The 19865-nt window shown below is 46.7% G+C and carries 20 protein-coding genes; 17 read left to right on the top strand and 3 right to left on the bottom strand.

The annotated features are described in order from the left end of the window. The first annotated feature begins 48 nt into the window (after positions 1-48). A complete protein-coding gene (hemW, locus tag ACYCS5_RS02840; RefSeq protein WP_165148985.1) occupies positions 49-1236 on the top strand; it encodes a radical SAM family heme chaperone HemW in 1188 nt (395 codons plus the stop codon). Between the two features lie 156 nt (positions 1237-1392). Beyond that, entirely contained in the window at positions 1393-1869 is a 477-nt protein-coding gene (locus ACYCS5_RS02835; protein WP_459760761.1) for an N-acetyltransferase, read from the top strand. 82 nt (positions 1870-1951) lie between these two features. On the opposite strand, the gene ACYCS5_RS02830 is transcribed toward ACYCS5_RS02835, so the two are convergent. Beyond that, a complete protein-coding gene (locus ACYCS5_RS02830) occupies positions 1952-2146 on the bottom strand; it encodes a hypothetical protein (protein ID WP_029515359.1) in 195 nt (64 codons plus the stop codon). A gap of 327 nt (positions 2147-2473) precedes the next feature. Here ACYCS5_RS02830 and hrcA point away from each other — a divergent pair, with 327 nt between their 5' ends. The 10 genes from hrcA (at position 2474) to ACYCS5_RS02780 (ending at position 13591) form a co-directional block, all read left to right on the top strand. Continuing rightward, entirely contained in the window at positions 2474-3505 is a 1032-nt protein-coding gene (gene hrcA / locus ACYCS5_RS02825; RefSeq protein WP_029515358.1) for a heat-inducible transcriptional repressor HrcA, read from the top strand. Positions 3506-3626: 121 nt separating this feature from the next. Continuing rightward, on the top strand, positions 3627-4199 hold the full coding sequence (grpE, locus tag ACYCS5_RS02820) for a nucleotide exchange factor GrpE (RefSeq protein ID WP_029515357.1): 573 nt from the start codon (positions 3627-3629) through the stop codon (positions 4197-4199). A 177-nt stretch (positions 4200-4376) separates the two neighbouring features. Further along, positions 4377-6221, top strand: coding sequence for a molecular chaperone DnaK (gene dnaK, locus ACYCS5_RS02815; RefSeq protein WP_029515356.1), 1845 nt, complete (start codon positions 4377-4379; stop codon positions 6219-6221). Between the two features lie 247 nt (positions 6222-6468). After that, positions 6469-7599, top strand: a complete 1131-nt coding sequence (dnaJ, locus tag ACYCS5_RS02810) for a molecular chaperone DnaJ (protein ID WP_029515355.1) — start codon at positions 6469-6471, stop codon at positions 7597-7599. A 155-nt stretch (positions 7600-7754) separates the two neighbouring features. Continuing rightward, positions 7755-9410, top strand: coding sequence for a DcuS/MalK family sensor histidine kinase (gene dcuS / locus ACYCS5_RS02805; protein WP_165148988.1), 1656 nt, complete (start codon positions 7755-7757; stop codon positions 9408-9410). Then, the gene (gene dcuR / locus ACYCS5_RS02800; RefSeq protein WP_165148991.1) at positions 9403-10110 is read left to right on the top strand and encodes a two-component system response regulator DcuR; all 708 of its coding nucleotides are present in this window, start codon (positions 9403-9405) and stop codon (positions 10108-10110) included. Before dcuS ends, dcuR begins: the two co-directional genes overlap by 8 nt. Positions 10111-10231: 121 nt before the next feature. Further along, a complete protein-coding gene (locus ACYCS5_RS02795) occupies positions 10232-11578 on the top strand; it encodes a 2-hydroxycarboxylate transporter family protein (protein ID WP_165148994.1) in 1347 nt (448 codons plus the stop codon). A 63-nt stretch (positions 11579-11641) separates the two neighbouring features. Continuing rightward, positions 11642-12838 (top strand): NAD(P)-dependent malic enzyme, encoded by a 1197-nt coding sequence (locus tag ACYCS5_RS02790; RefSeq protein WP_069012559.1) that lies wholly within the window; start codon positions 11642-11644, stop codon positions 12836-12838. A 168-nt stretch (positions 12839-13006) separates the two neighbouring features. Continuing rightward, entirely contained in the window at positions 13007-13381 is a 375-nt protein-coding gene (locus tag ACYCS5_RS02785; RefSeq protein WP_069012560.1) for a hypothetical protein, read from the top strand. A gap of 24 nt (positions 13382-13405) precedes the next feature. Further along, positions 13406-13591, top strand: coding sequence for a YfhD family protein (locus ACYCS5_RS02780; RefSeq protein ID WP_069290020.1), 186 nt, complete (start codon positions 13406-13408; stop codon positions 13589-13591). A gap of 84 nt (positions 13592-13675) precedes the next feature. Here ACYCS5_RS02780 and ACYCS5_RS02775 read toward each other — a convergent pair whose 3' ends face one another. Next, positions 13676-14074 (bottom strand): hypothetical protein, encoded by a 399-nt coding sequence (locus tag ACYCS5_RS02775; protein WP_459760760.1) that lies wholly within the window; start codon positions 14072-14074, stop codon positions 13676-13678. 39 nt (positions 14075-14113) lie between these two features. On the opposite strand from ACYCS5_RS02775, the gene prmA reads away from it, so the two are divergent. From prmA to ACYCS5_RS02750, 5 genes are all read left to right on the top strand, one after another. Continuing rightward, positions 14114-15079, top strand: a complete 966-nt coding sequence (gene prmA / locus ACYCS5_RS02770; protein ID WP_029515347.1) for a 50S ribosomal protein L11 methyltransferase — start codon at positions 14114-14116, stop codon at positions 15077-15079. A 2-nt stretch (positions 15080-15081) separates the two neighbouring features. Further along, positions 15082-15774 (top strand): site-2 protease family protein, encoded by a 693-nt coding sequence (locus ACYCS5_RS02765; RefSeq protein ID WP_029515346.1) that lies wholly within the window; start codon positions 15082-15084, stop codon positions 15772-15774. A gap of 188 nt (positions 15775-15962) precedes the next feature. Beyond that, on the top strand, positions 15963-16727 hold the full coding sequence (locus tag ACYCS5_RS02760; RefSeq protein ID WP_459760759.1) for a 16S rRNA (uracil(1498)-N(3))-methyltransferase: 765 nt from the start codon (positions 15963-15965) through the stop codon (positions 16725-16727). 1 nt (position 16728) lies between these two features. Continuing rightward, the gene (gene mtaB, locus ACYCS5_RS02755) at positions 16729-18072 is read left to right on the top strand and encodes a tRNA (N(6)-L-threonylcarbamoyladenosine(37)-C(2))-methylthiotransferase MtaB (protein ID WP_029515344.1); all 1344 of its coding nucleotides are present in this window, start codon (positions 16729-16731) and stop codon (positions 18070-18072) included. 104 nt (positions 18073-18176) lie between these two features. Further along, a complete protein-coding gene (locus ACYCS5_RS02750; protein WP_029515343.1) occupies positions 18177-18611 on the top strand; it encodes an NUDIX hydrolase in 435 nt (144 codons plus the stop codon). On the opposite strand, the gene ACYCS5_RS02745 is transcribed toward ACYCS5_RS02750, so the two are convergent. Beyond that, on the bottom strand, positions 18601-19623 hold the full coding sequence (locus ACYCS5_RS02745) for a Na/Pi cotransporter family protein (RefSeq protein WP_459760758.1): 1023 nt from the start codon (positions 19621-19623) through the stop codon (positions 18601-18603). The genes ACYCS5_RS02750 and ACYCS5_RS02745 overlap by 11 nt on opposite strands. Between the last annotated feature and the right edge of the window lie 242 nt (positions 19624-19865).

Here is a 19865-nt window from a genome sequence, read left to right as displayed (position 1 = left end):
CCTCGGCGCATTTTTTCACTATTCCCTGAATTGACAAGGAGGATCGGCATGACCGCATCCATACAAAAACATGAACATTCATCCGCGCCTCAAGCGGTTTACCTGCATATACCTTTTTGCACGAATAAATGCTTTTACTGTGATTTCAACTCTTATGTGCTCAAGGATCAACCTGTTATGGAATATCTGTATGCACTGGAACGGGAGATGGAACATACAGTCAAGCTTCACCCACCAGGAGAGATTAAAACCATTTTTGTCGGGGGTGGAACACCAACTACCCTAAATCCGAAAGAAATGGAATATTTCCTGAAGAGCGTCCGAACCTACTTCCCGCATTGGGCGGAAGATATTGAGTTCTCCATGGAAGCCAACCCAGGCACCACTGATTTTGAAAAACTCTCTGTGATGAAAGAAGGCGGCGTCAATCGACTCAGCTTTGGAGTACAGGCTTTTCAGAATGAGCTACTCACAGGCATAGGTCGTATTCACAGTACAGATGACGTATATCGTAGTTTGGAAAACGCACGTAAGGTTGGCTTGGACAACCTGTCGATTGACCTGATGTTCGGTTTGCCGAATCAAACGGTGGAGATGCTGCATGAAAGCGTCAGTAGAGCGCTAGAGCTGGAGCTTCCTCATTACTCTATCTACAGTTTGAAGGTTGAAGAAAACACGCTTTTCCACACGCTGTACCAGAAAAATCAGCTACCGCTTCCACATGAGGATGACGAACTGGAAATGTACTTACTCCTCATGCGTCGCATGAAAGAAGCGGGCTATGAACAGTATGAGATTAGTAATTTCGCAAAACCAGGCTTGGGGAGCAAGCACAACATGACCTATTGGCGAAATGAGAACTATTACGGTCTCGGAGCTGGGGCACATGGATATGTTGGCAGAGAGCGCCATATGAACATTAAGGGCATTAACCCTTATGTGGAGGCTAGTCGTAATGGTTTGCCACGTCTGGATAGCTTTGAGGTGCCAGTAGCGGAAGCTATGGAGGATTTTCTTATGGTCGGTTTGAGAATGCTAGAGGGCGTTTCCAAGTCTCGCTTTGAAGCTCAATTCGGTCAGGCGTTGGAGGATACGTTTACTGCTCCTCTTGGAAAAATGCTCAATGCGGGGTTAATCGAATCGATTGAGGACGGTTATCGTTTGAGTGAACGTGGCATTTTATTCGGAAATGATGTATTTGCAGAGTTTATTGGTTCAATCACGGTAAATTCATAAGTCGTAGCTTCAATACAGCGCGTTTCAACTTCGTAAGCTGGGACCATCATTTTATTACACCATTCTGTCACAGCAGGGTAAATGGAGTATTGCGATTCTATGCGTGATGTTGTATATTTATTCATTATATGCGGCAAGCGGTAGGAGGAGAGCAAGATGGCTTCAGTGTGTAAAGATGTATTGTGCAGAAGTGCGGTTCCTGAGGATGTGGAGCCTTTATATCAAATGATTAGCGGCTATGCAGAGCGGGGGATTATGCTGCCACGTTCGAGGGAAGTGCTAACGCGCCAACTGGAGCTGTTTATTGTTGCAGAGGTGGACGGCGAAGTTGTTGGTTGTGGTTCTTTATGCAAATTGGGCGCTGACCTGGTAGAGATTCGCTCCCTTGGCATCTCTGAGGGACACAAAGGTATGGGTATTGGCTCTAAGCTCGTGGAGGGCCTTATGATAGAAGCACGGCGGCAACGTATTCTTAAAATTATGGCATTGACCTACGAGGTCTCCTTTTTTATAAAAAACGGTTTTGATGTAGTAAGCAAAGAGATTTTCCCTGAAAAGGTATGGACCGACTGCATTCACTGTAGTAAACAAAACAATTGTGATGAAATCGCAGTGTTGAAAGTACTGAACTGACCTGTCAATAATGAGGTTAGTTCTTTTTTCATCAGGACCTAATCATGCGTATATTATACAGCCTACATTGTTTAATGCGGGTTTATTTCTCATATGTTTTGAGCAACCACCAAATGAATTGATGATGAGGCTCCAGCTCGGAAGGTATTCCCTTCAGGCTTCTTATGGGATGGTCCTTATGATAATCAGTATCATTATAAAAATATGCAGTGCCGTCTAATGGAACTCGGTGTTTATATTTATACAAGGCGGCTAGGTTGCGGCGATTAGTTCTCAAATTTAATTCCTCCTCAAGGACAAAGAAGTTATAATGGTATGGAGACATAGTCTCGAGTTTTTCTATTTTCTGTGTCACTATACATAAATACGGTTTTTATACGCTGGATATTGAGGTTTTTCGTGAAAAAGTGTAAACGTTCTGGATTCATTCCAGTAAACTAAACTGTTGTGATAAATCTTGTTTATTGAAAATACTGATCTGACTTGACAATGATCAGGTCGGTTTGGTATTTTTGTATTATCGGTTAGCACTCAACGCGAACGAGTGCTAATGATTCCATTTAACAATCATGCTATTATGGATAAACAACAAGGGGGGATTCGCTTGTTAACCGAACGTCAGAGACTCATTCTGAATGCGATTATTGATGACTACATTCGTTCGGCTGAGCCAGTGGGTTCCCGCAGCATATCCAAAAGGCAGGATGTCGGATTCAGCCCGGCCACGATCCGTAATGAAATGTCGGATTTGGAGGAACAGGGCTATCTGGAGCAACCCCATACTTCTGCGGGACGCATCCCGTCTCATAAAGGCTATCGTTATTATGTGGACCATCTGGTACCACTGAATACACTGAAGCCTATGGAAATGCGGGAACTGAAAGCCTTTTATGCCGAAAAGCTGAATGTAATGGAGCAAGTGATCCAGCATGCGTCAGGCATTTTGTCCCATATGACCAATTATACTTCCATCCTGCTTGGGCCGGAGGTTTTTCATACTTCATTGCGTCATTTTCAGCTACTGCCGCTCAACGAAACGACGGCTGTGGCGATAATCGTGACCAATACCGGTCAGGTGGAGAATAAAACGGTAGATATTCCACCGGGAATTTCGATTTCCGAGATGGAGAAGGTTGTGAATTTACTGAACAGCAAGCTGGTCGGTGTGCCGATTTATCAGCTTAAATCACGCCTTTACACCGCACTTGGTCAGGAGATGGAGAAGCATGTGTCTCATTTTGAGGACGCTATGAAGGTGCTGGATAAAGCACTGGATAATGAATCGGATCAGCGCTTGTATTTGAGCGGTGCGACAAACATGCTTAATCAACCTGAATTTAAAGATGTAGAAAAGGTTAAACATATTCTCGATCTGCTGGAGGAAACACCAACGCTGCTTAAACTAATGACACCTGTTGTCGGGGCACCTGAAATTCAAGTCCGCATCGGCACTGAAAATGATCATGAGGCGTTTGCCAATTGCAGCCTGATTACTGCTACGTATGCAGTAGACGGAGAAGCGTTGGGCACTATAGGCATACTGGGTCCGACACGGATGGAATATGCGAGAGTTATTAATATTTTGGGTATCCTGTCTAAGGATTTGACCGCAATGCTAACGCAGCGGTTTAAATAGAACAAAGCCGCATAGGTTGCGGTACTACATGTTCCGCGTCGGGATACGGCTCGTATCCTGCGCGGGTGCATTGTTGCGTGTTTTTGTAAAGGTAGTTATGACTTGAAGGAGGTGAAACATTTTGAAGGAAGAACAAGCGTTCCAAGAAGAAAAACAACAAAATGTAAGCACAGAGGAAGCCGCCGAAGCGAGCCAGCAGGAAGAGCCGGTTAATGAAGCGGCGGCACTGGAAGACCAAGAAAGCGAAACAGAGCTGAATAAGCTTCGCGCTCAGGCGGAAGAGCATCAGCAACGGTTTTTACGCGCTCAGGCGGATTTTGATAATTTTCGCCGTCGTACGCTGAAAGAAAAAGAAGACCTTGCCAAATATGCATCTATGAAGCTGGTTACCGAGTTAGTGCCTGTTTTGGATAACTTCGAGCGTGCGCTGGCAACAGCACCGCAAGGAGCGGAGTCTGAGTCATTCAGCAAAGGCGTGGAAATGATTTTCCGCCAGTTTGAGAGTGTGCTTCAGGCAGAGGGAGTAACGGCCATGAATTCGGTGGGACAACCGTTTAATCCTGACTTCCATCAGGCTATTATGCAGGTGGAGAGCGAAGAGCATGAGGAAGGCATTGTTGTTGAAGAGGTACAAAAAGGGTACATGCTGAAGGACAAGGTGCTTCGTCCAGCGATGGTAAAAGTGAGCATGTAGCTTTTTCAATATACATGAGGATTTTGCAAAAATCCCATAAGCGACTTTCAATGAACAATATTGCACTTTGGAGCGACTGGAATCGAATTTTGCAAAATTCTGACATTAGAAATACATCATTTTGATTCAACCATTCTGGCCTGCGGGCCTCGTATATACAGAAGGAGGAATTGTCCGATGAGCAAAGTAATCGGTATTGACTTAGGTACAACCAACTCTTGTGTGGCTGTTATGGAGGGCGGCGAAGCAGTCGTTATTCCAAATCCGGAAGGCGCACGCACAACCCCTTCCGTTGTTGGTTTCAAAAAAGATGGAGAACGTACTGTAGGGGAAACAGCAAAACGCCAAGCAATTACAAACCCGGATCGTACAATCATGTCCATCAAGCGTCACATGGGTACAAATCATAAAGAAAGCATCGACGGCAAAGAATATTCCGCACAGGAAATTTCCGCTATGATTTTGCAAAAGCTGAAATCCGATGCTGAAGCTTACCTGGGACAAACCGTTTCTCAAGCTGTTATCACTGTTCCAGCTTACTTCAATGACGGTCAACGTCAAGCAACCAAGGATGCAGGTAAAATTGCCGGTCTGGAAGTTCTGCGGATTGTCAATGAGCCAACAGCAGCTGCATTGGCATATGGTATGGAAAAATCCGAAGACCAAACGATCCTGGTATATGACCTGGGTGGCGGTACATTCGACGTATCCATTCTGGAACTGGGCGACGGTTTCTTCGAAGTTAAAGCAACAAGCGGCGATAACAAGCTGGGTGGCGATGACTTTGACCAAGTGATTATTGATTACCTCGTAAATGAGTTCAAAAAAGATCAAGGCATCGACCTGAGCAAAGATAAAGCTGCTGTACAACGTCTGAAAGACGCAGCGGAAAAAGCGAAAAAAGAACTGTCTGGCGTACTGACAACGACGATTTCTTTGCCGTTTATCACAGTAGCTGATGGCGTTCCACAGCATTTGGAGTTAAACCTGACTCGTGCGAAATTTGAAGAATTGTCTGAAGGTCTGGTAGAACGTACTTTGGGACCTACTCGTCAAGCGATGAAAGATGCAGGCATGAGTGCTAGCGACATCGACAAAATCGTTCTGGTCGGCGGTTCCACACGTATTCCGGCTGTACAAGAAGCAATCAAAAAGCTGACAGGTAAAGAGCCTCACAAAGGCGTAAACCCTGATGAAGTGGTAGCTTTGGGCGCGGCAGTTCAAGCGGGTGTACTGACTGGTGATGTGAAAGACGTTGTACTCCTTGACGTAACTCCACTGTCCCTCGGTATTGAAACTGCAGGCGGCGTATTTACTAAAATGATTGATCGTAACACGACGATCCCTACGAGCAAATCGCAGGTATTCTCGACATATGCCGACAATCAGCCTAGCGTAGAAATTCACGTGTTGCAAGGTGAACGTGAAATGGCAGCAGGCAACAAAACATTGGGTCGTTTCCAATTGGGAGATATCCCTCCAGCACCACGTGGTGTACCACAAATCGAAGTTACCTTTGATCTGGATGCGAACGGTATCGTGAACGTATCCGCTACAGATAAAGGCACAGGCAAAAGCCAAAAGATTACGATCACATCTTCCAGCGGCTTGAGCGACGAGGAAGTAGAACGTATGATGAAGGATGCCGAGTTGCATGCGGAAGAAGATAAAAAACGCAAAGATTTGGTAGAAGCGAAAAACGCTGCGGATCAACTGATCTACTCTGTAGACAAAACGATTAAAGATCTGGGCGAAAAAGCGGATGCAGGCGAAGTCGAAAAAGCAAATGCAGCAAAAGAAAATCTGCAAAAAACGCTGGAAACCGACAACCTGGAAGATATCAAAAAGGCTACTGAAGAACTGACTGAAATCGTTCAGCAATTGTCTGTGAAGCTGTATGAGCAAGCTGCTCAAGAAGCACAGGCTCAACAAGGCCAAGACGGCGCAGCAGACAGCAAAGGCCGTGACAATGTGGTTGACGCGGACTATGAAGTTGTTGACGAAGACCAGAAGAAAGACTAAGTTACGGATCGGGTAGTGGTAGCTTTACGGTACACCGATGCGTTATGATATACTGAATAGTAATTGCAGCGTAGCTGCCTTGATAAATAACAATTAGCCGAAGGGTAACAGTTATTTCCAAGATAAATAAGCATATTACGGGTTGTACTGCCTTGAAATGATGGGAAGGTCAAAGCCGGGTCATCCCGTGCCTTTGGCTTTCCTTTTATATGTAGTGCAGACACGTTGTAGGCATGGGGGTGGAACATTGGCTGATAAGCGTGATTATTATGAGGTGCTGGGCGTCGCGAAGGGCGCTTCGGATGATGAAGTCAAAAAGGCTTACCGTAAGCTTGCGCGTCAGTATCATCCGGACGTGAACAAGGCTGCGGACGCGGAAACTAAATTTAAAGAAGTCAAAGAAGCTTACGATGTTCTCAGCGATGGTCAGAAGCGGGCAAGATATGACCAGTACGGTCATGTAGACCCGAACCAGGGCATGGGAGGCGGCTTCGGTGGTGGTGCCGACTTCGGTGGCGGATTTGGCGATATTTTTGATATGTTCTTTGGTGGCGGCGGCAATGGTCGACGTGATCCGAATGCACCGCAGCGTGGGAACGATCTTCAATATACGATGACGATTGAGTTCAAGGAAGCGGTGTTCGGTAAAGAAACCGACATTCATATTGAACGTACAGAAACATGTGATACGTGTCACGGTACGGGAGCCAAAGCGGGTACTCAACCACAAACCTGCTCCGTCTGCCACGGCAGCGGACAGGAAGAAGTGGTGCAGAATACACCGTTTGGTCGTATGGTTAATCGACGCGCCTGCTCTAATTGCGGCGGTTCCGGTAAAATCATTAAAGAAAAATGTACGACTTGTAGCGGTTCCGGTCGGGTACGCAAGCAACGTAAAATTCATATTCGCATTCCAGCGGGTGTGGATGACGGCGCACAAATGCGTATTAACGGTGAAGGCGAAGGCGGTGTCAACGGAGGACCGGCAGGTGACTTGTACGTCGTGTTCCGTGTGAAATCGCACGACTTCTTTGAGCGTGAGGGAGACGATATCTACTGCGAAATTCCGCTGACGTTCTCACAGGCAGCATTGGGAGATGAAGTCGAGATCCCGACGTTGACCGAGAAAGTGAAGTTGAAAGTTCCAGCAGGTACGCAAACAGGTACTTACTTCCGTCTTAAAGGAAAAGGTGTGCCAAAACTGCGTGGCGTTGGTCAGGGTGACCAGCATATTAAGGTAGTTGTGATAACGCCTAGCAAGCTGAGTGAGGAACAAAAGGATTTGCTGCGTCAGTTCTCTTCGCTTAGCGGAGAACAGACGCATGAGAATGAGCAGTCTTTTTTTGACCGTGTGAAGCGCGCCTTCCGAGGCGACTAAGCCCAATTAGAAATCGCGGAGCTTCAACCATGAATCAAAGGAAACTATTCCGCAATTGCGGGGTAGTTCCTTTTTTTATATTCAGGTAAACACATACATAACCATTTTTGTATAGGCATGTTGAACTATCGAGACTTAATATCAAGTAGAAAGGGGTGAGTTCCATCGGAAATGTACAGCTCAAGCTGCGTCGGGGTAAACCATTATTAAAGCTCAGAGGCCTAATTACACTGCTAGTATGTCTAGTTATGGCACTTGTGCTTCTGCCTGTAACCCTGTTATTTGCGGAGAGAGTGGAGCAGGAAACTGAGAAGGGACTGGAAGAAAAGGCAATGTCCATCGCGCGTACACTCGCCCATACGCCGCTTATTGTCGAGCAATTGCAAGGGACGGGTTCGTCTCTTTCCATGCAGGAGTATGTGAAGAGGGTCTCAGCAGCAAATCACATCCAGTTCATCGTGGCTATGGATATGAAGGGAATTCGTAAAACGCACCCGGATGCTAGGATGATCGGCAAAGCCTTTGTCGGCGGAGACGAGTATACTGCACTTCATGGCCATGAGAGCGTGTCCGTTGCGAAGGGTACATTGGGCTTGTCCATGAGAGCCTTTTCCCCCGTGTTCAGTCCAACGGGGAAGCAGGTAGGGGCGATTGTTGTTGGTATATCCATGCAAGATGTACAGATGGCTCAGGAAGGCAACAACCGTCTTATTGCTATCGCCCTTGGCATCGGAATATTGATCGGCACTGGAGGTGCGGTAGTGCTGGCTCGTAAAATCAAAAATATGCTAGTCGGTCTGGAGCCGCCGGAAATCGCACGCTTGCTGGAGGAACGCAGCGCTATGTTGCAATCCATCAAGGAAGGAGTTATTGCGGTAGATGAATTCGGTCACGTCATGCTGATGAATGCAGAAGCGATTCGTCTACTTAGACAAGCGGGGATTGAAGATTTCTCATTCTCCGGACAGGAAATTACCGTTTATCTATCCGCTTTTCGATTGCAAGAGGTCCTGGAAGCGAGTACTCCACAAATGGATGAGGAAATGGAGCTGGGTGGAATAACTTTGCTGACTACCAGTGTTCCGATACGGGTCAAAGGGGAAATTGTGGGAGCAATTGTAACCTTTCGAGATAAAACCGAAATGAACCAGCTGGCAGAACGTTTGACAGGAGTGTCCCTGTACACGGAAGCACTACGTGCGCAGGCTCATGAATTTATGAACAAGCTGCATGTCATTATGGGAATGGTGCACTTGCAAATGTATGATAAACTGGAGCATTACATTATGGATGCCGTCGAGCATCATCAAGTGGAAATTGGCTCTATCACCCGGCAGATTAGGGACCCGGTTATGGCAGGGTTTGTGTTGGGAAAATTAAGCCGGGCCAGAGAGGTAGCGGTAAGTTTTGAACTGACTCCAGGTAGTTACTTGCCCGAATCCAGTCAAACTCAAACGACGCATGAACTGATTACTATTCTTGGCAATCTGTTTGATAATGCGGTGGAGGCGATGGAATCTTTCGAGCACAAGCGGATTACCCTTTCACTTTATTATGAAGAAAGCCAGAAGAACGGTTATCTGACCTGTATCATGTGCGACAATGGTCCAGGTATACCGGAAGGGCTTGTGAAGGCTATATTTGAAAAAGGTTTTTCGACCAAGGGAGAGTCACGAGGGATGGGTCTTTATCTGGTGACGCAAAGCGTGAAAAGATTACAGGGAAGTATAAAGTTGATCCCAGCCGAGCAAGGGTGCTGTTTTCAGATTACGATTCCATACATTATAGCGGGGAATGATGAACATGATTAATGTCCTGATTGTAGAAGATGATCCGATGGTTGCGGAATTTAACCGCAAATATATGGAGCAGGTAGAAGGTTTCCGATGTGGGGGTTGGGCTTCTTCTGTGGAAGAGGCTAAGAAATATATAGCTGAACAAGCCATTGATCTGATATTGCTAGATGTGTATATGCAGGAAAGCAATGGCCTCGATTTACTGTCATTCATACGGGAGACAGGTGTAAATATAGATGTCATTGTCATCTCGGCTGCAAGTGACATGAACAGTGTCAAAAAAGCAATGAACTTCGGCGCGGTGGATTACTTAATTAAGCCGTTCCACTTTAACCGTTTTTTGGAGGCCCTCACGGGGTACCGAGAGCACATTAGCATCGTGCGTGAGCGCAGTCTACTTTCTCAGGAGGAGTTGGACCGACTGATTTATCATAAAAGCTTGACTAAAGACTTAGCACGATTGCCCAAAGGCATAACTAAATCCACGCTGGCTATGATATGGAATTGTATTCAGCGGCATAACAAGGTGCTATTTTCCACCGAGGATATTGCGGAGAGTGCAGGAATATCCAGGGTGTCTATGCGCAAGTACCTGGCTTTTATGACAGAGATTGAGGCTCTTTCCATGGAAACCATATACGGAACCATAGGACGCCCTGTTTACCAATACCGAATATTGCCACAGGCAGAAGACATCATGAATAGTTTTATTTAAGCCTTTTTTCCGATTACTTTAATTACAAAAGTGAATGATTAGTTTTAAAACCAAATAAAGCGTTTTCCAAGGTGTAGAATGGAAACATGATCATCATTCTTCACTTTATGGAGGGAGATTTATGGAAAATGCTACGAACCAGCCTGTCATTCAAAAGGGGCAAAGATGGAGCAAAAATCTTGTAGATGGCATTAGAATGCTGGGCAGGGTAAAGGTGGGGGTTATTCCTCTTCCGCTCTATGCCGTGATCGCGCTGATTGTTTATGCAGCTGCAATCACTGAAAGACTTCCGAACGATCTGTTAGGCGGGTTTGCCGTCATCATGATTTTAGGTATACTGCTCAGTGATTTAGGGGCCAAACTTCCTTTGCTTAAGCATATTGGCGGGCCGGCCATTTTATCTCTTATGGTTCCATCGTTAATGGTATTTTGGAATATGTTCAGTCCATCTGCGATGGGTGCTGTACACACGCTTATGAAAACCTCGAATTTTCTTTACTTCTACATCGCATGTCTAGTAACGGGTAGTATTCTTGGTATGGATCGGAAAATGCTGATGAACGGAATTGTCAAGATTTTCGCCCCCATTATTATAGGATCTATTGCAGCAGTTGCCGTGGGGATGATAGTGGGTATGGCTTTTGGCTATAGCGCCTATCATACATTTTTTTTCATCATCATTCCGATTATCTCCGGTGGGATTGGGGAAGGCATTTTACCGTTGTCCATTTCGTATGGATTGGTGCTGGGCAAGGATTCGGCAATATTCGTGTCTCAATTTATCCCCGCTGCAATTATCGGGAACATTGTTGCAATCATAGGTGCGGGTATTCTGAAGAGATTAGCGGAGAAAAATCCAAAAACTTCAGGTAACGGGAGGTTATTGAAACTAGAAAAACATGCAGAAAAGCTAGCCCCGGCAAGTCTGGAACAATCGATTTCTTTTCCATTGATGGGAGGAGGTCTGCTGTTAGCTTGCACTTTCTTTATTGTGGGTAAGTTGCTGGAGCCGTATCTCCATATTCCAGGTCCGATCCTCATGATTCTGGCGGCGGCGTTAATTAAGTGCATTCAGATTATGCCGAACACATTGGAGCAGGGAGCTTTTCACTTATACAAATGTATAACGGCAAGTCTGACATGGCCCTTGATGGTGGGATTGGGTATTTTGTATGTACCTTTGGATAGTGTGGTTGGGATCTTAACGGTTCCTTATGCCATCACCTGCGCATCTGTTGTAGTTGCATTGATTGTTACCGGATACTTCACAGGAAAATGGATTCACATGTATCCTGTAGAAGCTGCTTTGGTGACTAGCTGTCGCGGTGGATTAGGGGGCACGGGAGATGTAGCCATTCTGTCTGCGTCCAATCGGATGGAACTGATGCCTTTTGCGCAAATTGCAACACGTATTGGTGGGGCAGGCACGGTCATTTTAGCAACTTTGTTACTCCAATTATGGAGCTGATGAGTTTTATACACAGGACTGAGATTCATATCCAAAAAGAGACATGAAAGGACGGAGAAAAATATGAGCAGTTTAATAGATGAAATTAGAGAATTACACGCAGGTGGCAAAATGGAGACCTTACCGAAGAAACCAATTGAAACGATGGAGGGGCTGTCCAAAGTTTATACGCCGGGTGTAGCTGAAATTTGTATGGAAATTGCCAATGACCCTGCCAAAGCGTTCGAATTAACGATCAAAAAAAATACTGTAGCGGTCGTATCAGATGGAACAGCAGTACTGGGATTAGGAGATATCGGGCCGGAGGCTGCTATGCCTGTAATGGAGGGTAAAGCGGTGTTGTTCAAACAATTTGCAGGTGTCGACGCCTTTCCGATTTGTCTCAACACGAAGGACGCTGATGAAATTGTTCAAATTGTTAAAATGATTGCTCCTGCTTTTGGCGGCATTAATTTGGAGGATATATCTTCGCCACGCTGTTTTGAAATCGAGAGACGGTTGAAGCAGGAACTGGACATTCCAGTATTTCATGATGATCAACATGGTACGGCAGTCGTTGTGTTAGCGGGTCTGGTCAATGCATTAAAGGTATGTGGCAAAAAAATGGAGGATGTCAAAGTCGTATTTGCAGGAATCGGTGCAGCGGGTATGGCCTGCTCCCGTATGCTGCTTAAGGCAGGTGTGCGCAATCTGATTGGCGTTGATCGACAGGGAGCTATTCACCGTGATGTGGAGTACAGTAATCCGCATTGGACAGAGTATGCGAACATGACTAATCCGCACAATTTAAGTGGGAGTTTATCCGAGGTGATTGTGGGAGCCGATGTATTCATTGGTGTGTCAGGCCCGAACATACTGACTGTAGAGGATATACAGAGCATGGCAACTGATCCTATTGTGTTCGCCATGGCGAATCCGATTCCGGAAATCGATCCGGCTGTAGCTGCACCTTATGTACGTGTGCTCGCTACTGGCCGCTCCGATTTTCCAAATCAGATTAACAATGTGCTGTGCTTCCCGGGAATTTTCCGGGGTGCTCTAGATTGCCATGCTACGACGATTAATGAGGAAATGAAACTAGCTGCCGGACTTGCCATCGCTGATGCGATCTGTCCTGAGGAGCTAAGTGAAACTTATATCATACCGAATGTTTTTAATCCGAAGGTGGTTCAAAAGGTACGGGATGCAGTTATTCGCGCTGCTTGGGAGACAGGAGTAGCTAAGTCAGGTGAAGCTCCAGCAGCTGTTTTACACCCGTAAAAGTTATGCTCTTCACAAACTCTGGTTCACTGTCTTGGCCTACTGTTCTTGATATCGTCTGCATCCGTCGGAATATAAAATCGTGCCAATGAGCAGGATATAACAAAGCGTAACGCTCTATGCTCTTGAAGAGCAGTTGCGCTCAATACTACACAGGGAGATTTTGAGATGGGCGAAAAAAATATTTTGGCGTATTTCAAAAGTCCTGAGGAAGCACAGGGAGCTGCTAGAAAACTGGAAGCTCTCCGGGCAGCCGATGTGTCGATAGACCGATTTAGCCGGTATCCGCGGCAGTCTACTGGCAACGCCGGATTGCCTGTATTTTCAGGACAGATTAGCAGCTTGTCCTCATTGACACAGGGCGTGGACTTTACAGATGCAACTCCAGCAATACTGGCTGCGGCTGATCCGTCCGCCAGTGGCATGAGTGATGGAGGACAGGGCGGACCGACAGGCCGCGATATTTTGTTGACTGCTGTGGTGGATGAATCCATTCATCATCAGGCAATGTCCATCGTGGAACAAGCGGGTGGAATGCTGTGAAAAGTTTGGAAGGGGCAGTGACCGATGTCTAAAAACAAACGGTTTGATAAAGTGCTAACCAAAACAGAGAAAATCAAACGCATGCAATCTGCTAAAAATGAAGATGTTGAGTTCTCAGCAGATCAGGCAGATGCTGAGGATCTGGAAGCGATCCGACGTAGCGAAGTAGCTGACCGTCGTCAGCAGCGTATCATAAACGACAATGAGTAGAATTTAATAAGACGGGTTATCTCCATCAATAGGATGATTTGTGGGATAGCCCGTCTTATTTGTGTTCTTTCCTTTTTCTATTCATTATCCGCTGTATGCTGTTGCACTAAAAACAAGAGGACCGGCGACGAAAGTAGTAGTCGCAGGCGTTTGATTTTCAATAATTAGTTGGTAGTTTTGCACGCCCAGAGGCGCAACGTCTACCGTTTCGACATTAAGAATAATATTGTTATCGAAGACATTGGATTTCAGTCCGTAATAAATTTCCTTGCCGGTTCTCCATATACGTACAAGTACTCTAATGTTGCCGACACCGACGAAACGTAGTCCAATCGAGGCTTTTAACTCTAAGCGGTTGTTGACAGCACCAGAAATAGCAGGATCAATAAATACAGACGTCGTAGCAATTCCAAGTCCGGCTGGAGAAATCGGAAAAGGACGATTACCAGCTTTTTTGAACTCCTGTGCATGTATATAGTACAATGTAATGTATGCATGTGAAATGAGGAGGAAATGAAAACCATGTTGTGGAATGAAATTACAATACATACAACCGAAGAAGCCATCGAAATGATTTCGAATTTTCTGCACGAAGCAGGTGCAGGAGGGGTTTCCATTGAAGAATCCGGTTCGCTCAACAAGCCGCGGGATACGTCCTATGGACAGTGGTATGATCGACCTTTGAACGACATACCTGAAGGACAAGCGATCATCAAAGGTTATTTTGCCGAAGAAGTGGACATGGATAGTATTCGTTCGCAAATTGAGCCGCGCGTCGAAGAATTGAGAACTTTCGATATTGACCCTGGTGAGGTTCAGTATGAACTGAAAACAGTTGATGAGGATGACTGGGCAAATGCTTGGAAGCAATATTTCAAGCCTTTACGTGTGTCGGACCGTCTGACGATTAAACCTACTTGGGAGGACTATGAGCCTGCGAGTGAAGAGGAAAAAATCATTGAGCTGGACCCTGGTATGGCCTTCGGGACTGGAACGCATCCTACGACATCCCTTTGTCTGAGAACGCTGGAATCTGTGATTAAGGGCGGGGAAGAAGTCATTGATGTCGGCACGGGTTCCGGTATTTTGGCCATTGGAGCTGTAAAGCTGGGAGCGAAGCATGTACTTGCCTTGGATCTGGATCCGGTGGCAGTATCCAGTGCGCGGGAAAATACGCGTCTGAACGGGCTGGAGGAACGCATTACCATTAAAGAAAGTGATTTGCTATCCGTGCTTAATGCAAGCGATCCAACGCTGGGTATCCAGTTACCGGTCAAGCTGGTGGTAGCTAATATTTTAGCAGAGATTATTTTGCTGTTCATTGACGATGTATATAAAGCCCTGGAACCAGGTGGTATTTATATTGCTTCAGGGATTTGGAAGAACAAAGAAGAAGTTGTCGAAACTGCGTTGAAGGCAGCTGGCTTTGAGATTGCCGAAATAAGCCGGGATGAAGATTGGCTGGCGTTTGTGGCGAGAAAGAGGTAAGTATGGATTTTTTACAAAATATTTTTCGTGTAAATTTAAATGTTCTTCCATTTTATTTGCTGGCTGTGATCATATCGTTCACGGTTCATGAGTTTGCACATGCATTTTATGCCAATAAATTTGGTGACCCTACAGCCAAGCTACTTGGGCGCGTGACTTTAAATCCGGCAGTGCATATTGACCTGCTGGGTACGCTACTGCTGCTGATCGGAGGCTTTGGCTGGGCCAAGCCAGTTCCGGTTAATCGTGATAACTTTAGTCGTCCGCGCCTCATGGGCATTATTGTATCGGCTGCGGGTCCGCTCAGCAATCTGCTGCTTGCATTTGTTACTACTTTAATCTATGCCGTGCTCCTTCATTTTCAAGTATTGCCGGGGATGGAGAACCAACGGGTGGCTCAAGCAATCTATTTGTTTATCAATGCTTTGATCAATTTAAATCTGTTTTTGTTTATCTTTAATTTGATCCCACTGCCTCCACTGGATGGATACCGGATTGTGGAAGATGTGGCCCCCACTCCTGTACGTCGCAAACTCCAGCAGTTTGAACAGTGGTCGATCTTTATTTTTCTGCTTATCCTGGTCATTCCACAGGTTCGAGTTGTAACGATTGAACCTCTTTACACGCTGGCCCAGATGATTTATATACAGTTTTTGCAGTTCTCTTTTTATATCACTGGATTATTCGGAGCCTAAGGGCTCCTTTTTTTACGAGAATGGTAGGTATACCTTGAATAGAAGAGTGAACAGACTGGTCATACAGGCGCAAAAGATGATATGATGTTGCTTGGTGATTTATTCGGATTTTGTACGGAACATTAGTGGATAACAGTTATTTTTAGAATGAGGATTTTTGCAAAATCCAGGAATAGGTGTGAGAGAGAATGCAGCGTTATTTTATCCCGGCAGAGCAATTTCTAGAAGATCACGTGATTGTTGCGGGTGAGGACGCGCGGCATATCGCTAAAGTCATGCGGGGCCGTAGTGGTGACAAAATTATAGTCAGTGACGGGGTATCTAGGGAAGCACTGGCTGCATTGGATACGATAGAGCAGGATAATGTTACGGCGACGATTATTGAGCCGCTGAAGATGACCTCTGAACCGCATGTGCAGGTCACCATCGCTCAGAGTCTTCCTAAAGGAGACAAGATGGAGACGGTGATGCAAAAATGTACAGAAATCGGAGCAACCGGGTTTGTACCGTTTTTGTCCGAGCGTACGGTCGTGCAGTATGATGCCAAAAAAGAAGGCAAGCGACTGGAGCGTTGGCGCAAGATTGTGAAGGAAGCGGCTGAACAAAGCCACCGTAACCGGATTCCAGAAATTAGTGCGCCCATGACGTGGAAAGAACTTCTGGCTTCTTTTGCTGGGTATGATTTGATATGTTATTGTTATGAAAAAGAGCAGGGTCAGCAGCTACGGGATGTAATCCAGCCATTGGTAGAACAATGGGCGTCGACGGACATGCCGCGTGTTCTGCTGGTGGTAGGCCCGGAAGGCGGCTTTACTGAAGCGGAAAGCCTGGAGGCCGAGCAGGCTGGGGCCCAGTCTACAGGACTGGGAAGACGTATTTTGCGTGCTGAGACCGCAGGAATGGCTGCATTGGCTTGCATTTTATATGAGACAGGAGAAATGGGAGGGGTTTAATATGCCGTCAGTGGCATTTTACACATTGGGCTGTAAGGTAAACTTTTATGATACAGAAGCGATCTGGCAGCTATTTAAAAATGAAGGTTATGAACAGGTGGACTTTGATGAGCAGACTGCTGACGTCTATCTTATTAATACATGTACCGTTACGAATACCGGCGATAAAAAGAGTCGTCAGATCATTCGCCGTGCGATTCGCCGAAATCCAGATGCCATAGTGGCAGTAACGGGCTGTTACGCCCAGACTTCTCCTGCCGAAATTATGGATATTCCTGGCGTTGATCTCGTTATCGGGACTCAGGATCGGGACAAAATCATTCCGTTCGTGCAGGAAATTCAAGGGACGCGTCAACCGGTGAACGCCGTGCGCAATATTATGAAAACGCGTGTATTTGAGGAAATGGATGTGCCTGATTTTGCTAATCATACTCGGGCCTTTTTGAAAATTCAGGATGGGTGCAATAACTTCTGTACCTTCTGCATCATTCCGTGGTCGCGGGGGCTATCCCGCAGTCGTGACGCTGCGAGCATTATTGCACAGGCGCGCCAACTGGTACACGCAGGCTACAAGGAAATTGTACTCACAGGTATCCATACTGGCGGTTATGGTGATGACATGGATAATTATGATCTATCTGATCTGCTGTGGGATCTGGAGAAGGTGGAAGGGCTGGAGCGTATCCGCATCAGTTCGATTGAAGCCAGCCAGATTGATGAAAAAATGCTTGATGTACTGAACCGTTCCACCAAGCTGGTTCGTCATTTTCACATACCGCTTCAGGCGGGGGACGACACTGTATTGAAACGGATGCGTCGTAAGTACACCACAGAAGAGTTTTATAACAAAATGCTTATGATACGCAAAGCAATGCCCGATGTTGCGATTACAACGGACGTAATTGTCGGCTTCCCTGGGGAGACGGATGAAATGTTCCGCAATGGCTATGAGCTGATGAAAAAAATCGGTTTTTCAGAAATGCATGTGTTTCCGTACTCCAAGCGTAGTGGAACTCCTGCGGCGCGTATGGAGGATCAGGTGGACGAAGACGTGAAAAATGCACGAGTGCATGAGCTGATACAACTGTCAGAGCAAATGCAACTGGCGTATGCTGAGAGGTTTGTAGGTCAGGTGCTGGAGGTCATTCCGGAAGTTGCGCCGAAAGGGACCGAAGATAGCGGCATACTCCATGGATATAGTGACAATTATATTCAACTGGCGTTTGAAGGTACTGAGGATCTGGTTGGCAAGGTATGCCGCGTGAAGCTAACGAAGGCAGGCATTAATGAAAGTGAAGGCCAATTGGTTCGCGTACTGGAGAATGGGCTGCAAACAGCTCTGTAAGAACAAAAAAAGCCTGAAAAGGCAATAGAGATGGCAAACAAGGATTTCGCCTTTCCTTACAGAGAGGACGGAATCCTTGTTGCGCAAGGAAGGGAGATTACAGGATGGCAGCAAAAAAGGAAATTTCCGCAGGCGGTGTTGTGTTTCGCAAACAGGGGGAGCAGCTTGAAATTCAGCTCATTACTGACCGATATGGCAAGGTATCCTTGGCTAAAGGAAAAATGGAGTTGGGAGAAACAATCGAACAGACGGCTTTACGTGAAATTCGCGAGGAAACAGGGTTGAACGGGCGGATTATCCAGCATGTAGATATGATTGCTTATACGTATCAGCATCCGGAATTTGGGGAAGTGGATAAAGAAGTACACTATTATCTTGTAGAGGCACTAGATGGGGATTTACAGGCACAAATCGAAGAAATTAAGGGAGTTGCATGGCATAAGCCTGAGGAAGCATGGCTTCTCCAGCGCCAGGGCGGATATGACAATAATGATGTCATTTTGAGCAAGGCGCTGTCCATGCTAGGAATTAACGTTTGATTCTGTGGGGAGATATACGATCCTCTAAACGAGTCCATACAGGTAGGTAGCACAGAGGCAAGACCAGTAGAGAGCTAATGACGTTAAACAGGGTTTGGGCATGGGCTACCTTGGCTCCGGGCTCGGTAGATATCCAGGCGGCGGCCATTTCTAGCCCAGGGATCAACGGCATAAAGAGCAAGGCTCCGCCTACGTTCAGCAGCACATGGGACCAGGCTACAAATTTGCCGGACACGCTGCCGCCAACAGCGGCAATCAGGGCGGTCACGCAGGTGCCTACATTGGAGCCGATGACGATGGCGATCCCTACATCGGCTGGCAAGGCACCCGCAGCGGCAAGGCTGATCGCCATGCCAATAACGGCTGCGCTACTGTGAACCAGTGCGGTCAGGCAGGCACCCGCAGCGAAGGCCCACCACATGTTGGCCGCAGCGTGATCAAGAAACCAGCGGAATAGTCCGGCCTGCTCAATCCATGGGCCGACCGTTTGCATTACGCGGATACCTGCCAGAATCAGCGAAAATCCAGCAAATACGAGGCTGATATATTGTACAGCCTGCGGACGGCTAAGCCCATTGGAGCCGGGTGAAACTCCGGCAGACGCGTACTGGCGAACGGAGACGGATTCTCCCCACAGTACGGCGGCGCTCCAGCAGAGCAGTGAGCCGCAGAGCAGCGGAACAGCCAGCTTGCCAAGCTGGAGCCCCATCAGCTCGGTGGTGAGACAGGTACCGATATTGGTGCCGAGAATGATGCCGAGCGTGCGGCCATAGGTCAACAGCCCGGCGTTGACCAGTCCGATCGTCAGCACCGTTACAGCGGTGCTGCTTTGCAACAGGGCGGTAATGCCTGAGCTGAACAGCATGCCCCGCCAAGGGGAAACTGTGGCGCGATTCAGCCAGCGGGTCAGGAAGGGCCCGGCCAAATGCCGGAGGGCTGCTTCCATCAGCTTCATCCCGCCCAAAAAAATAAACAGCCCGCCGCACAGCGGGAGTATAACATGTATAAACACGGGCATAGCCCCCTTTTCTAGGTGAAAATACTTATGTAAACAGCCTATGATCTGTCGAGGACAGCCATGACAAGCATGGCTGAGCTTTTTTTTACGGAGCGATAATTTTGTAGTATCTTCGCAAGCTTTAAAAGCGTGACGTCGATATACAGGCGGGCAGTAGCGAAGCGGATCATTTGAATCTGGAGAAGCGAGAGCGTTCGCCTGAAAGCTTTCCAAAGGAAAGCTGCTTCGGAAGTATA

Source organism: Paenibacillus sp. SEL3 (genome assembly GCF_054602585.1).
Note: the sequence above shows the minus strand (reverse complement) of the source record. Positions and strands in the feature narration are given on the sequence as shown.

Coding starts and splice junctions, on each gene's coding strand:
- hemW (WP_165148985.1), top strand. CDS start 49: ATGACCGCATCCATACAAAAACATGAACATTCATCCGCGCCTCAAGCG.
- ACYCS5_RS02835 (WP_459760761.1), top strand. CDS start 1,393: ATGGCTTCAGTGTGTAAAGATGTATTGTGCAGAAGTGCGGTTCCTGAG.
- dnaK (WP_029515356.1), top strand. CDS start 4,377: ATGAGCAAAGTAATCGGTATTGACTTAGGTACAACCAACTCTTGTGTG.
- dcuR (WP_165148991.1), top strand. CDS start 9,403: ATGATTAATGTCCTGATTGTAGAAGATGATCCGATGGTTGCGGAATTT.
- ACYCS5_RS02795 (WP_165148994.1), top strand. CDS start 10,232: ATGGAAAATGCTACGAACCAGCCTGTCATTCAAAAGGGGCAAAGATGG.
- ACYCS5_RS02790 (WP_069012559.1), top strand. CDS start 11,642: ATGAGCAGTTTAATAGATGAAATTAGAGAATTACACGCAGGTGGCAAA.
- ACYCS5_RS02785 (WP_069012560.1), top strand. CDS start 13,007: ATGGGCGAAAAAAATATTTTGGCGTATTTCAAAAGTCCTGAGGAAGCA.
- ACYCS5_RS02780 (WP_069290020.1), top strand. CDS start 13,406: ATGTCTAAAAACAAACGGTTTGATAAAGTGCTAACCAAAACAGAGAAA.
- prmA (WP_029515347.1), top strand. CDS start 14,114: ATGTTGTGGAATGAAATTACAATACATACAACCGAAGAAGCCATCGAA.
- ACYCS5_RS02765 (WP_029515346.1), top strand. CDS start 15,082: ATGGATTTTTTACAAAATATTTTTCGTGTAAATTTAAATGTTCTTCCA.
- ACYCS5_RS02760 (WP_459760759.1), top strand. CDS start 15,963: ATGCAGCGTTATTTTATCCCGGCAGAGCAATTTCTAGAAGATCACGTG.
- mtaB (WP_029515344.1), top strand. CDS start 16,729: ATGCCGTCAGTGGCATTTTACACATTGGGCTGTAAGGTAAACTTTTAT.
- ACYCS5_RS02750 (WP_029515343.1), top strand. CDS start 18,177: ATGGCAGCAAAAAAGGAAATTTCCGCAGGCGGTGTTGTGTTTCGCAAA.